This is a genomic window from Sphingobium indicum BiD32 (assembly GCF_000382885.1).
GTDB lineage: Bacteria > Pseudomonadota > Alphaproteobacteria > Sphingomonadales > Sphingomonadaceae > Sphingobium > Sphingobium japonicum_C.
The window spans coordinates 1-13,066 of sequence record NZ_CAVK010000077.1 but is presented as its reverse complement, the minus strand read 5'-3'; the positions used below and the strand labels follow the sequence as shown (position 1 = coordinate 13,066).

Here is a 13,066-nt window from a genome sequence, read left to right as displayed (position 1 = left end):
TCACATGGCAGCAGCGCGGGCGTCAGCACGGCGGGACGCGCATATGCAAGCGCGGGTGAGCGCGCATACGCAGGCAACGGCGCAGCACACAGCGCGTTACATCGCGCCCTACAATATGCTGTGGTATATGCAGCACATAACGCGGCACAAACCTAAATAGTTGATAAACTGTTAGTTTCTCCGAATGCCGAAGTGCTCGGTAAAACAAATTGGGCTAGCGCGCCCCGGTGAGGAGATTGTCTATTGCTGCCATTTCCCTGTCGAACGCATCGAAGACAGAAGCAAGATCGCGATCGAGGGGAAGGGAAGGGCGCTCTTTGACAGGCCGCCCCCGCTTCGCCGGTAGATAGCCAAAATCCGCAGCGAGGTCGGGAGTCAGATATTGACGCCAGCTCCGCCGCTGGGTGATCTCTACGAGAAGGCCTGCCATAGAAGCGCGCTCGATCAGTTTGCTCGCTCCGGCGATGCTCATGGAGAGCAGCTCTGCAACTGATTGCGGGGAGAGGAGCGGCCGATACTGGATAAGCGCCAGTAACGCAGGGAGTGCGCCAGGTCGATACTCGGCCGTAATCGCCCGCTGGGCATCGCGATAATGACGCTCAAGGCCGTGCAGCCTTTCAAGGCCGATCCGGGCCGCGCTTTCGAGCGCGCGCAGCACCGCCAGCCAATCATCGGCATCCGGCTTCCGCTTCATCCGGAACGCCTTGGCACCGCCGGCGAGGCAGGGGAGGGGGGTAGCAGAGAGGCCTCGGTCGCGCAGTGCGAAGGGCAGGCCAAGCCAGGCCATGATGCTGTGCTCGATCCGGGCGAGCTGCCGCACGGTATCGAGGCTTTGGATGAGGGGCGGGTGATCGCGTGCCACAGCGGGCTCGCCGATCGCCGTGGGGAGCGCGTCGCGCCAGGCGAGCAGGTCCGGATCGTCGAGAGCAGCGCGCCATTCGGCGAAGCGATCGAACAGGTCCAGATGGCTGGGGAGGGGAGGGCGCCCGGGCATTTTGAGTCCGCAGCCCCACGAAAATACGTCGATTTCCTCGACCTCGGCCGATTGCAGTTGCAGCGCCTTCGCGTAGCCGGTCCAGGCCGCCCGCATCGCCCACGGCTTGGCGACGGGACTGACGGTAAACCGGGCGTCGAGTCGCCCGATCGCCGTCGAACACGATGCTATGGCCGCGACCATTTTAGGCGTATAATCGGGGCCGTAGCGGGCCGGAGCAGGGCGGCTTTCCATAACAAATAGTAAACTGAAACGATCGCTGGGTAAAGTATGCTTGTATGCGTAGTGTTGATAATAGATCATTATCAACACTCTATACAATAGAGGACAGCCAGGTTATTGCTTGCCAGCCATGCCAGAACCACGCTCCGCCGCGCCGTCAAAGAGGATGTCCCCGAGATCCGTGCGCTCGTGCAGCGCGCTTACGCCCGCTGGCTGGCGGTGACGCCGCGCCCGCCCAAGCCGATGAACGCCGATTATGACCGCGCCTTCGCCGCCCACCGCTTCGATCTGCTGGTCCACAAGGGCGAACTGCTCGCGCTCATCGAAACCGTTGCCGAGGGCAAGGAACTGCTGATCGTCAATGTCTCGGTCGATCCCGATCGGCAGCGCGAAGGGCTGGGCCAGCGCCTTATGCGCCATGCCGAGGATCTCGCGCGTTCCGGCGGCCTGCATGGGACGCGGCTCTACACCAACCGGCTGATGGCCGCGAACCTCGCGCTCTATGAGCGCCACGGTTATGTGTGCGAGCGCGAGGTCGACCATGGCGATGGCATGATCGCGGTCCGTATGGTGCGGAGCCTTGTCGCGTGACCGCGCCGCCGGCATCGCAGCGCACGTTGCCGGCGCTGGCGAACGAGACCGCGGATATCGTGAGCGATGTCCGGGCACTGGTGGGGGCCGGCACCGCGATCGATGAAAGCCTGCTCGATGCGGCGCTGCGCGGATGGTCGGCCAATACCCGCCGGGCTTTCCGCTCCGACCTGACCTTGTGGGGGCGGTGGTGCCGCAAGCGCCGGGTCGCGGCGGCCGCGGCGACGCCTGACCTGGTGGCGGCATGGATCCGCGTGCTGGCCGGCATCGATACGTCGGACGAGACGCAGCGGGCGATGGCGACGATCGAGCGCTATCTGGTCCATGTCGGTTGGGCGTACCGGATGGCGGGGCTGACCGATCCCACCGATGCGCCGCTGGTCAAGCTCGAGAAGAAGGCGGCGCGCAAGGCGCTCGGAGTCCGCCAGCGTCAGGCGCGCGCGATCCGGTTCAAGGGTGACATATCGGACTTCGACAGTCCGGCGGCGGGGGTGTGCTTGGCGCATTTGCTCAAGGCCTGCCGGCGCGATGAGCTTGGCCTGCGCGACGCGGCCTTGCTGCGCCTCGCCTATGACAGCGGGTGTCGCCGCTCTGAACTGGTGGCGATCGAGGTGCGGCATATCGAGCGCGACGCCGAAGGGGCGGGGACGCTGTTCATTCCCTCGTCCAAGACCGACCAGGCAGGGGAGGGGGCCTACGCCTATCTCTCGCCGGCGACGATGGCGGCGATCGTCCGCTGGCGCGACAAGGCCGAAATCCGCAAGGGGCCTTTGTTTCGGCGGGTCGAGACTCATTTTGACGGGTCGGTGGCGGCGATCGGGGGCAGGGCGCTCCATCCCAACAGCATCACCCTCATCTACAGGCGGTTGATCCGCGCGGCGCATGCCAAGAAGCTGCTCGGCGAGATGAGCGAGGCCGAGCTGGAACGCTGGGTTGATCTGCCCCCTTCAGAGTGGCCCAATTTCTATTTTAGAGTTGGCCACGAAGGAGGAATGGAATGGCAAGGAAGCACAAGCCGGAGGAGATTATCGGCAAGCTGCGTGAAGCGGAGATCGTGCTGGCGCAGGGCGGGACGGTTGCGGATGCGTGTCGTCGGATCGGCGTCACCGAGCAGAGCTACTATCGTTGGCGCAAGGAATATGGCGGCCTGAAGATGGATCAGGCGCGGCGAATGAAGGAACTGGAGAAGGAGAACGCCCGGTTACGGCGGGCGGTATCGGACCTGACGCTGGACAAGCTGATCTTGCAGGAAGCTTCCAGGGGAAACTTCTGAGCCCCGCGCGTCGACGGCGCTGTATCGATCATATCAGGACCATGATGCCGGTGTCCGAGAGGCGGGTCTGCCGCGTGCTCGGGCAACATCGATCGACACAGCGCAAGACGCCGCGTGGGGCGGATGACGAAGCCGCGCTGACCGAGGACATCATCGCCTTGGCCAGACAGTATGGTCGCTATGGTTATCGCCGGGTGACAGCCTTGCTGCGTGATGCGGGATGGCATGTGAACCGCAAACGGGTGGAACGCATCTGGCGGCGTGAAGGACTCAAGGTGCCGCACAAGCAGCCCAAGCGCTCCCGGCTCTGGCTCAATGACGGATCATGTATCCGCCTTCGACCCGAGTATCCGGGGCACGTGTGGTCCTATGACTTTGTTGAAGGTCGGACACACGACGGTCGCAAGTTCCGCATCCTGTCGATCATCGACGAGGCCAGCAGGGAATGCCTGGCCTTGCCGGTGGCGCGGCGGCTTCGCAGCGAAGAGGTGCTGGCAACATTGGCAGAGCTGTTCGTCACCCGGGGCCCGCCGGCGCACATACGGTCAGATAACGGTCCCGAATTTATCGCCAATGCCGTGCAGCAATGGCTGGCGAAGATCGGCGTGAAGACGCTCTACATCACGCCCGGCAGCCCATGGGAGAATGGCTACTGCGAGTCCTTCAACGGCTCCATGCGCGATGAACTCTTGAACGGGGAGATCTTCTACACCCTGTCCGAGGCTCAGATCCTGATCGAAGCCTGGCGGCGGCATTACAACACCGTCAGGCCGCACAGCTCGCTTGGCTATCGGCCTCCGGCTCCGGAAGCGGCGACACCGCCATGGCTGCCCTCCGGTTCCGCTTCGCTCCACCTGCGCCCAGCCATGGCGGCGGAGGCAATCTTGCACTAACAATCAACGCGGACCACTCAGTGGGGGCCGGTCAGGGTGAAGGCGGTCTCCTCGCATTCGATCCGGGTCGGGGTCGCGCAGGACAATTTTGCGGCCGGAGAGGGGCTTCCCGCGATCATGCAGGCCTATCGCTGGCGCGATCCGCGCACGGTCATGCGTTACGGCGCTCGGCTTGCGACCAAGAGTGGGGCGGGCGCGCGGATGGCGACGCGGGTTGCGGACAGCCCGGTGTGAGCCGTCGCGCTTAACTACTCAGGCAAGGCGGCCCCCGCCGGATGGCCCCGCCGGTCGAGGTGAAGGTCGCAAATCCGAAGATACGTTTCCGCAATCCAGCGGCTGCCGGCCTACATGCGGCACAGCTGCAAAAGCACTCTCACAACGAACTGCTCGATGATCGGCTTGAAGCGTCCCGGGTTTTCCGGAGGCTCCTATTTGTGAGAAGGAGCCACGATGAGCGCTACAAGGAACAAGTTTTCACCTGAGTTTCGCGACCGTGCGGTGCGGATGGTGGAGGAGCACCGGGGGGATTACCCGTCGGAGTGGGCGGCGATGAGTTCGATTGCCGGGAAGGTCGGCTGCACGACCGAGACGTTGCGCCGCTGGTGTCGCGAGGAGGCGAGCCGACGAGCGGGTCCAGCGGCGCAGGCCGCCAGCGACCGGGATCGGGTCAAGGCGCTGGAACGCGAGGTGAAGGAGCTGCGCCGGGCCAACGAGATCCTGCGCAAGGCCTCGGCATATTTTGCTCAGGCGGAGCTCGACCGCCACGGCAAATGGTGATGTCGTTCATCGACGCGCACCGCGAGGAGTTGGGTATCGAGCCGATCTGCCGGGAACTGGCGATCGCCCCGTCCTCCTATCACGAGCATGCTGCCCGGCTTGCCGATCCCGGCAGGCAACCGGCCCGTGCCCGCCGCGACGACGCGCTGCGCGAGGCCATCAAGCGTGTCCACGATGCCAGCTTTGGCCTCTACGGCACGCGCAAGGTCTGGCACCAGTTGCGCCGCGAAGGCGTGGCAGTCGCCAAGTGCACCGTGGAGCGGCTGATGCGCGCCATGGGCCTTGCAGGCGTGCGGCGGGGCAAGACGACAGTCACCACCGTCAGCAACCCCAAGGCACCGTGCCCGCTCGACAAGGTCAACCGCGAGTTCCGCGTCAGCCGGCCCAATGCGCTGTGGGTGGTCGATTTTACCTACGTCCATACCTGGGCGGGGTTCGTCTACGTTGCGTTTGTGATCGATGCCTACGCTCGGCGGATCGTGGGCTGGAAGGTCAGCACCTCGGCGACGGCGGGCTTCGTGCTGGATGCCCTGGAGCAGGCGATCCATGCCCGCAGACCAAGTGCCGAGGACGGGCTGATCCATCACAGTGACAGGGGAACCCAATACCTCGCCATGAACTACACCCAGCGCCTGGCAGAGGCCAACCTCGTCCCGTCAGTCGGCAGCGTCGGCGACAGCTATGACAATGCCTTGGCCGAGACGATCAACGGTCTCTACAAAGCAGAAGTCATCTGGCGGCAGCGATCCTGGCCGAGCGTATCGGCTGTCGAAATGGCAACCCTGCGCTGGGTCGATTGGTTCAACAACCAGCGCCTGTTCGGCCCCATCGGGCATATCCCGCCCGCCGAGGCCGAAGCCAATTACTATGCAGCCAAAGAGAACCTCGATATGGTCGCATGACTCAAATGAAACCGCCTCCGGAAAACCCGGGACGCTTCAGCTACGCTAATGTGACCATGGCGCATCTCGTTGTGGGGATCGTCCTGTACGGATCCGCGCCAACCCGCCGCCAATGCGCTCTTTCAGCGGCGGGACGCTAATTACGGCCAAGTGTGCCACGTGAGCTATCCCAGCTCTCATTCGCGGTTTAAAGCTTTCCGGTGAGTTCCGGCACGGCGTTGAATAGGTCGGCGATGAGGCCGATATCGGCGATCTGGAAGATCGGGGCATCCTCGTCCTTGTTTATGGCTACGATGGTCTTGGAGTCCTTCATGCCGGCCAGGTGCTGAATCGCTCCCGAAATACCGATGGCGACATACACTTCCGGTGCGACGATCTTGCCGGTCTGGCCGACCTGGTAGTCGTTGGGCACGTAGCCCGCGTCGACGGCGGCGCGGCTGGCACCTACGGCGGCGCCAAGCTTGTCGGCGAGGGGGAAGATCATGGCTTCAAAGGTGTCACCGTCTCTGAGGGCTCGGCCGCCAGAGACGATGATCTTCGCGGCGGTGAGCTCGGGACGCTCGCTCTTGGCGATTTCCGCGCTGACAAAGCTGGAGAGACCAGCATCGCCGGTGCTTGTTATGGCTTCGATGCTTGCGGAACCGCCAGTCGCCTCCGCCTTGGCAAAGGCCGTGCCGCGCACCGTGACGACCAGCTTGGCGTCGCTCGATTCGACCACGGCGATGGCATTGCCGGCGTAGGTCGGGCGAGTGAAGGTCTTGGGTCCCTCGACCGACAGGATTTCCGACACTTGCGCGACGTCGAGCAGCGCAGCGACACGTGGCGCGATGTTCTTGCCGTTGCTCGTGGCGGGGGCTACGAAGGCGTCATGACTGTCCATCAGGCTGACGATCAGCGGCGCTACGTTCTCGACCAATGCGTTGGCATAGGCCGCGTCGTCCGCGAGGTGGACCTTGCCCACGCCTGCTATTCCTGCGGCAGCATCGGCTACCGCGGCGCAGTCCGAACCCGCGACGAGCAGGTGGACTTCGCCGAGTTGTGACGCGGCGCTGACCGCGGAGAGGGTGGCGTCCTTGATGGAAGCGTTGTCGTGTTCGACCCAGACGAGCGTCTTGGACATCAGGCTACTCCCAGTTCCTTGAGCTTGGCGACCAGCGCATCGACGTCAGCGACTTTGATGCCGGCGCTGCGCACTGGCGGTTCAGACACCTGCAGGGTTTTGAGGCGCGGCGCTGTCTCGACGCCATAGTCGGCGGGGGTCTTGTTCGCGAGGGGTTTCGACTTTGCCTTCATGATGTTAGGCAGCGAGGCATAGCGCGGTTCGTTGAGACGCAGGTCGGTGGTGATGATCGCGGGCAGCGTCAGCTTGACCGTTTCCAGGCCTCCATCGACTTCACGTTTCACCATGACCGAATTGCCATCGATCGTGACTTCCGAGGCGAAGGTGCCTTGCGGACGACCAAGCAGCGCGGCGAGCATCTGGCCGGTCTGGTTGCTGTCGTCGTCGATCGCCTGTTTGCCTAAGATCACCAGGCCCGACTGTTCCTCGTCGTCGATCGCCTTGAGGATCTTTGCGACGGCCAGCGGCTCGACCTCATCGTCGGTCTGCACCAAGATAGCGCGGTCGGCGCCCATGGCGAGCGCGGTGCGCAGCGTTTCCTGTGCCTTCGCGGGGCCCACGGAAACCACGACAATCTCGTTCGCGACACCCTTTTCCTTCAGGCGGATTGCTTCTTCAACGGCGATTTCATCAAAGGGATTCATGCTCATCTTGACGTTAGCGAGATCGACTCCCGTGCCGTCAGCTTTTACCCGCGGCTTCACGTTGTAATCGATCACCCGCTTTACAGGGACGATGATCTTCATCTTCTGTTCGACTTCCTAGGTTCGGATGGCTTTGCGGAAACTAAGATGCACCAACTTTGCCATTGCTCTACGTGAGAGCATTGTTGTGGATAGCCGGGCCTGCTTTGGGTCTGGGGTGGCCATTGAAACCTATCCAACGGCCAGTCGGCTGCGATTGATGAGTCTGCGAGTTGCGTTTGAGCAAGTGCCGGATTTGCGGTGCGGCATTGAGAAGATCAACAAGGGTGTCCCCGCATAGGACGGGCATATCGGCGTCCTTTCAGTGCGGCTGAAAGTGCGTCGAACTATGGAAAAAATCCTACCGGGTTACTGCTTTAAGGTAAGTGACAAGTGCATGGCGCGACTCTGCAGACTTGATGCCTGCGAAGGGCATGCGATTGCCGGGAACCGCCTTTTGAGGACTGGAAAGAAACGCATCCAGTTTGGCATCGGTCCACCGATAATTTGCCCCTTTGAGAGCGGGGGAGTAGTTGAACCCTGGCCGACTGCCAACCTTAGTTCCAAACATGCCGCTAAGCGTGGGACCTGATTTGTTTGGAGTGCCCCTGGCTACGTTGTGGCAGACTGCACATTGCTGCGCGAACAACCTTTCACCTTGCCGTTCCAGAGGGGAGGGCGGGTTGCTCCTTCGCGGAGCGTTAGAAGTGTTGGTTTGTCCGCTCACAGTAACGGATGTCGCCAAGGCCAATAATCCGAAGATCAGTGCGGAATTAGAGATTGGAAACTTCATACATCGCTCCTAGGGGAAGGTAGGTCGATAGTTGCGATCGGGAGTTAACTCACGATTAACTAAAGAAGGTGTGTTGGCCTGGATGTCTCACTGTCCATGTCTCAGGATTTGAGCGCGGACGAACGTCCAGCGGGCGACGTGCCGGTATATCCTGAAGTGGGCTGGACTTCCGGCTGGTGCCATCGAATTTCACACTTCCCTTTGAGTCGATCTGCTGGATTTCTAAGCCATCCACTTCCTGAATGGTCGGCGCGCCTATCTAATGGCGGTTGGTTGCCTAGATTGATTTCATAGCATCCTGGAATGTGGACGTGGCTGCGGTCCACCTATTTCGTCCACATGCGCCGTCGGCAACCCCAGGGTTCCTATCGCGCGCTGATCTTTGGGGTTTTCCGATTGGCGGATGCGAATCCTAAAGGCGTTTTACTACGCTCAAGATGGTGACGATCTGTCGAGTCTGGTGGCCGATTTAGCGTCAGACGAGATCGAGCCTCGTTAGGCGTGCTTGTGCTGCTGCCTCCGAGTCGATTCCGCTGATGAGTGTCAGAAGTTCTGGAGGCTCCAATCTGCCTAGATCAACCTGCGGAAGGTGCTGAGTGAAGCACTGGCCTTTGGATAGGTGTCGTGAAGCGACTGCACGGTGAAGGTTCGACGGCAATGCAAAGCGGAAGTCCATTTCGGGGAAGAATATATGAAAAGCGAAAAGGGCGGCGCGATCGTTATTGGTGGATCGGGCGGCCTTGGTAGTGCGATCGTTCGGCGCCTTGCGCAGGACTGGGCCTATCTGGACTTGACGTTCCGGAGGAATGCTACCGCTGCCGCGGGTCTTTCTGAGGAATTGAGCGACAAGTGTTCTATTGCCTCGCACCAGCTCGATATCGGGGACGAGAATCGTCTCGAGGAAGTTCTTCAAGCTGCTCACAAGCGCAGTGGGGCGCTTCGTACGATCATTTTTTCCTCCGGGATGCATATCCCGCAAGTCTATGTATCTAGGCTGCAGGCGGAGGAGTGGCACGAGGCGGTGCAAACCGAATTAATGGGGTTCATTGCCTTGGTGCGTTACGCCTTGCCAATTCTGCGCGAAACAGGCGGAAGCATTGTCAATGTGGGCTCAGTGGCGCCGCACAGGTTTGTCATCGGCGATGCACTTTCCAGCGTGCCGAAGGCTGGGACGGAAGCGCTGTGCCGGGCCGTGGCCAAAGAAGAGGGACGCTATGGTGTGCGAGTCAATACCGTTGCTCCTGGGATTATGCGGGTAGGCATCGGTGGGCAGTTGATGGAGACGATTTATTCGTCCGAGATTTGGGAGAATAGTCGACGCAACACTCCATTACAGCGGTTCGGTGATGGCGAAGACATCGCAGGAGCGGTAGCGTTCCTCTGCTCGTCGGAGGCAGGGTTCATCACCGGGCAGACCTTGATCGCCGATGGCGGGCTGTCGTTGTGACTAACGCGACGAGGCAGAGCTGATATTGTGGAAAGGAGACGGTTATGACTGACTTGGCGACACTTATTGCGGAGCATGATTGCAAGAGATTGATGTTGGAATATTGCGAATATGTGGACACGCGCCAGTTCGAGCGACTGGTCACGCTGTTTGCGGAAAACGGTGTTCTCAGCCGGCCGGATACCGGGGAGATCAAGGGGCGCGCGGCGATCAAGGCATTCTTCGATGTACTGACTACCGATCCCCTGGTCCACGCGGCAAGCAATCTGTTGGTGACCGTGACGGGTCCGGAATCGGCCGAGGCAGTGTCCTATGTCACTGTCTATCGTAGCTATCGGCAGAACCACGCGGGGCAGCCTAAACTCGAAGCACCTTACGCGATCGCCAAATATGTCGATCGGTTCGTGGTCGAAGACGGCGCTTGGAAGATTGGCGTTCGCGACACCATTTTTGCGGCCAAGGAGTAATTTCGGAATGGAAATCGTGGCGGGCCTTGTGCCCTCGCGGGGAACGATTGGCTATTCGATCGTCGATTCTGCGCGACGATGGCCTGGCAACGCCGCACTCATATTAGGGGAACAGCAGGCGGATTACGCGGAGTTTGCACGTCAAACGGTTGACTGCGCGCGTAGTCTGACGGGCATCGGTATCCGACGTGGCGATCACGTCGGCATTCTGATGCCCAACTGCTGGGACTATGTGATTTTGTGTGGGGCTCTCAACCTCATTGGGGCTTGCGCTGTTGTGCTCAACGCCCGCTATCGTGGCGACGAACTGCGATATGTTGTGGATCATGCCAACATCAAGGTACTCTTCACAACAGACGCAGCCCGCCGGCATGTGGATTTGCAGGGGATCCTGTCCGAATGCTTTCCGGAACTGGCTACTTGGGAAAAGACCAAGCTCTTGACGGCGGCTTCGGCACCCCAGTTAGGCCAGGTGTTTCTGTTTGGGGCGCCCGAGGATAGCGCTTGGCCAAACGAGACCGATTTTGCTGCGGCTGGAGCGGACGTCCAAAATGAAGAACTGGGCCGGATTATCGGGGCCGTCTGCCCTGAAGATACGGCCTTCGTTATCTTTTCCTCGGGCACGACTGCGCTGCCCAAGGCTTGCATGATCACGCATCGTTCGCTGTGCCAGGTTTCGGGGGGAATCGCCGAACGCTTGCAGCTCAATGCTGACGACGTCTTCTGGAACCCGCTGCCCTTGTATCACCTTTCTTCGCACCTGCCGCTCAACGCGTGCCGGCAAATTGGTGCAACTTTCGTGTGCCAGACCCATTTTGAAGCTGGGGGCGCCCTTGCGGAGATGGAACGCGTCAAGGCAACTGTCTGCTATCCAGCCTTTCCTGCGCTGACCGCCTCGTTGATCGACCATCCCGATTTTTGCACACGCGACCTTTCGAGCTTGCGTTTGCAACTGACCATCGGAGCCCCCGATCTGTTGCGAAAATTCGCGGCTGCAATCCCTGGTGCTCGCCAGATCGCCTGTTATGGTTTGACCGAGTGTGGTGGTATTTGCACGATGTCGAGCCCGGACGACACCCTCGACCAACGCGTCGAGCGAGTGGGCAGACCTTTGCCCGGCTTCGCTGTCCGAATTGCTGATTCTGATACGCTGAAAGACGTGCCTATCGGTACACGCGGGGAGATTCTCATCAAGGGGCCGATCTTCTCTGGCTATTTTAAGGATGTTGAGCAGTCAGCGAAAGTGCTGCTTCCCGATGGATGGCTTCGTACAGGTGATGTCGGCTGGATTGATCAGGATGGCCAGCTTGCTTATGCGGATCGTATCAAGGACATGCTCAAGATCGGCGGGGAGAATGTCGCTGCCGCAGAGGTTGAGAGCTTTCTGACGCGGCATCCTAAGATCAAGATGGCGCAGGTGGTGGCGGCTCCCGATGACAGGCTGGTTGAGGTCGTGGCAGCTTATATTGAGCTCAGATTCGGCGAGACGATGAGCGCCGAAGAGGTGATTGAACATTGTTTGGGCAAGATAGCGAGCTATAAAGTCCCGAGATATGTGCGCTTTGTTGAAGAATGGCCAATGAGCGCGACGAAGATTCAAAAATTCAGATTGCCTAGAGACTTCAAGCCGGAGGCGAAGATCGATGTTAAGCCACAGTCAATAAGGTAGAAGGAGGATATCGTGCCTGTGGCATTATGGCGGTGACATCGATCCAGGGTAAATCGAAGTGGATTTTGCTTGGTAATAGCGTTCGGGTGCCCCTTCGTCCGTCTGTCGTAACTGCAGGGGAGGGGCGCTTCGCCGCCGCCAGTTGTCGAAGATTGGTTGCTGTTGGGAGCGCTAACGGTCGGTGCTTTGCCGACATCCGCAGCACGATCGATGCGTAGGGCAATGCGTTCGATGGCTCACCTCGCCCCAAAGCCTGCCTATCTCGGCAATGCCATGCTGACCTGGCGGCCGGCGCAGTGTCCGCCTTCCTTTTTATTATGTGGGCGACAGAATGACGGCGATCGGAAGTCCGACGGTGTCGACTGATGCGACGATGGTGGCCGTCACCGGTCTAATACCGGTGGCCCAAGCAGCACGCTGATTGCCAGCCAGCCATCCAGTTTTCCGTTCTGCGCTGGATAGGCCGCGGCCCCCGTTGGCTGAGCCTAGTTCCGGGAAGCGGAAGTATGATTGGCTGGAGTGAGCCGTAGTTTGCCCGGATGCACGTCCTCCAAGCTATTCCTTGGGAAGGATCACCGCGTTGGCCGAGCAAACCGCACCCCGATCCACACTCTCGAGTGTGACGGAGCAGCTGATTCGCCCTTCACCCACAGCATCGATCCTGGCGCTGGCGATGATCTTTTCTCCCCCATAGACATTGTCGAGGAAGCGCGAGGTCATAGATTCAATGCGCGCACCGGGGAAAGCCTGTAACAGGGCATTCATCATGTAGGCGACATTGATCGGCCCCTGATTGATGACGCGGTCACCCAGCCCCTTGGCGCGGACCGCTGCGACATCGAGATGGATGGGGTTAGGATCAGCCAGGAAGATCGCCCACTGCTTCATAGCTTCGGGATTGATTTTGTCGATCACGAAGGAGGGTAACGTCTGGCCCTCGGTGTAGGTCATGCCAAATCCCTCCGAGGCAATACCCATACATTGTCGGTTTCCAGCACTGGCACGCCATCCTCGCGTTGCAAGCGCAAGCGATAGGTAAGGACATCCATAACGCCTAGCTTGCGGCTGCGCTTACGCTCCAGCCCCAGAATCTCGCCTGATACACGATAGGGTATCTCAGTCTTCAACGTGTCAGCGAAGCGCACCTCGCTACTACCCATCATGGGGCCGTCTTCCACATCGAAATCGCAAGCCGTGCAGAGTTCGGCCACAGTCTTGCCCATGGCTACCTGTGT

The 13,066-nt window shown here is 60.5% G+C and carries 12 protein-coding genes, 2 pseudogenes and 1 other annotated feature; of the genes and pseudogenes, 8 read left to right on the top strand and 6 right to left on the bottom strand.

Features of this window, described 5'->3' with window-relative positions:
- Positions 1–214: 214 nt before the first annotated feature.
- Positions 215–1,297 carry a hypothetical protein gene (locus EBBID32_RS08410; RefSeq protein ID WP_231382150.1) on the bottom strand — a complete coding sequence of 361 codons (1,083 nt, stop codon included), beginning with the start codon at positions 1,295–1,297 and terminating at the stop codon, positions 215–217.
- A gap of 36 nt (positions 1,298–1,333) precedes the next feature.
- Between EBBID32_RS08410 and EBBID32_RS08405 the strand changes: the two genes are divergently transcribed.
- The 5 genes and pseudogenes from EBBID32_RS08405 to EBBID32_RS08375 all read left to right on the top strand — a co-directional run bounded on the left by EBBID32_RS08405 (position 1,334) and on the right by EBBID32_RS08375 (position 5,652).
- Positions 1,334–1,807 (top strand): GNAT family N-acetyltransferase, encoded by a 474-nt coding sequence (locus EBBID32_RS08405; protein WP_006954003.1) that lies wholly within the window; start codon positions 1,334–1,336, stop codon positions 1,805–1,807.
- Positions 1,804–2,958 (top strand): hypothetical protein, encoded by a 1,155-nt coding sequence (locus EBBID32_RS08400; RefSeq protein ID WP_006954001.1) that lies wholly within the window; start codon positions 1,804–1,806, stop codon positions 2,956–2,958. The genes EBBID32_RS08405 and EBBID32_RS08400 overlap by 4 nt, the downstream gene beginning before the upstream one ends.
- A protein-coding gene (locus tag EBBID32_RS08390) for an IS3 family transposase (RefSeq protein ID WP_440590960.1) occupies positions 2,862–3,973 on the top strand; the annotation gives its coding sequence in 2 pieces (ribosomal slippage) (positions 2,862–3,057 and positions 3,057–3,973; 1,113 coding nt in all). The genes EBBID32_RS08400 and EBBID32_RS08390 overlap by 97 nt, the downstream gene beginning before the upstream one ends.
- Before the next feature lie 36 nt (positions 3,974–4,009).
- Positions 4,010–4,207 (top strand): annotated as a pseudogene (locus EBBID32_RS08385) (integrase); the annotation flags it as partial.
- A 216-nt stretch (positions 4,208–4,423) separates the two neighbouring features.
- A protein-coding gene (locus tag EBBID32_RS08375) for an IS3 family transposase (RefSeq protein WP_440590959.1) occupies positions 4,424–5,652 on the top strand; the annotation gives its coding sequence in 2 pieces (ribosomal slippage) (positions 4,424–4,712 and positions 4,712–5,652; 1,230 coding nt in all).
- Positions 4,705–4,819 (top strand) — a sequence feature (AL1L pseudoknot). (Overlaps the previous gene by 115 nt.)
- Before the next feature lie 187 nt (positions 5,653–5,839).
- On the opposite strand, the gene EBBID32_RS08370 is transcribed toward EBBID32_RS08375, so the two are convergent.
- The 3 genes from EBBID32_RS08370 to EBBID32_RS25245 form a co-directional block, all read right to left on the bottom strand.
- Entirely contained in the window at positions 5,840–6,772 is a 933-nt protein-coding gene (locus tag EBBID32_RS08370) for an electron transfer flavoprotein subunit alpha/FixB family protein (protein ID WP_006953990.1), read from the bottom strand.
- On the bottom strand, positions 6,772–7,518 hold the full coding sequence (locus EBBID32_RS08365) for an electron transfer flavoprotein subunit beta/FixA family protein (RefSeq protein ID WP_006953988.1): 747 nt from the start codon (positions 7,516–7,518) through the stop codon (positions 6,772–6,774). Before EBBID32_RS08365 ends, EBBID32_RS08370 begins: the two co-directional genes overlap by 1 nt.
- 298 nt (positions 7,519–7,816) lie before the next feature.
- Positions 7,817–8,248, bottom strand: a complete 432-nt coding sequence (locus EBBID32_RS25245) for a c-type cytochrome (protein WP_081628062.1) — start codon at positions 8,246–8,248, stop codon at positions 7,817–7,819.
- A gap of 691 nt (positions 8,249–8,939) precedes the next feature.
- Here EBBID32_RS25245 and EBBID32_RS08360 point away from each other — a divergent pair.
- The 3 genes from EBBID32_RS08360 to EBBID32_RS08350 are packed head-to-tail and all read left to right on the top strand — an operon-like array spanning position 8,940 to position 11,831.
- On the top strand, positions 8,940–9,695 hold the full coding sequence (locus EBBID32_RS08360) for an SDR family NAD(P)-dependent oxidoreductase (RefSeq protein ID WP_037489780.1): 756 nt from the start codon (positions 8,940–8,942) through the stop codon (positions 9,693–9,695).
- Positions 9,696–9,739: 44 nt separating this feature from the next.
- Complete coding sequence (locus tag EBBID32_RS08355) at positions 9,740–10,162, top strand: nuclear transport factor 2 family protein (RefSeq protein WP_051093313.1); 423 nt, start codon at positions 9,740–9,742, stop codon at positions 10,160–10,162.
- Between the two features lie 7 nt (positions 10,163–10,169).
- Positions 10,170–11,831, top strand: a complete 1,662-nt coding sequence (locus tag EBBID32_RS08350) for a class I adenylate-forming enzyme family protein (protein ID WP_006953983.1) — start codon at positions 10,170–10,172, stop codon at positions 11,829–11,831.
- 555 nt (positions 11,832–12,386) lie between these two features.
- On the opposite strand, the gene EBBID32_RS08345 is transcribed toward EBBID32_RS08350, so the two are convergent.
- Together EBBID32_RS08345 and EBBID32_RS08340 are read right to left on the bottom strand one after the other, a co-directional pair.
- Positions 12,387–12,782, bottom strand: coding sequence for a MaoC family dehydratase (locus tag EBBID32_RS08345; protein WP_006953981.1), 396 nt, complete (start codon positions 12,780–12,782; stop codon positions 12,387–12,389).
- Positions 12,779–13,066, bottom strand: a pseudogene (locus EBBID32_RS08340) (hypothetical protein); the annotation flags it as partial. The pseudogene EBBID32_RS08340 and the gene EBBID32_RS08345, both read right to left, overlap by 4 nt.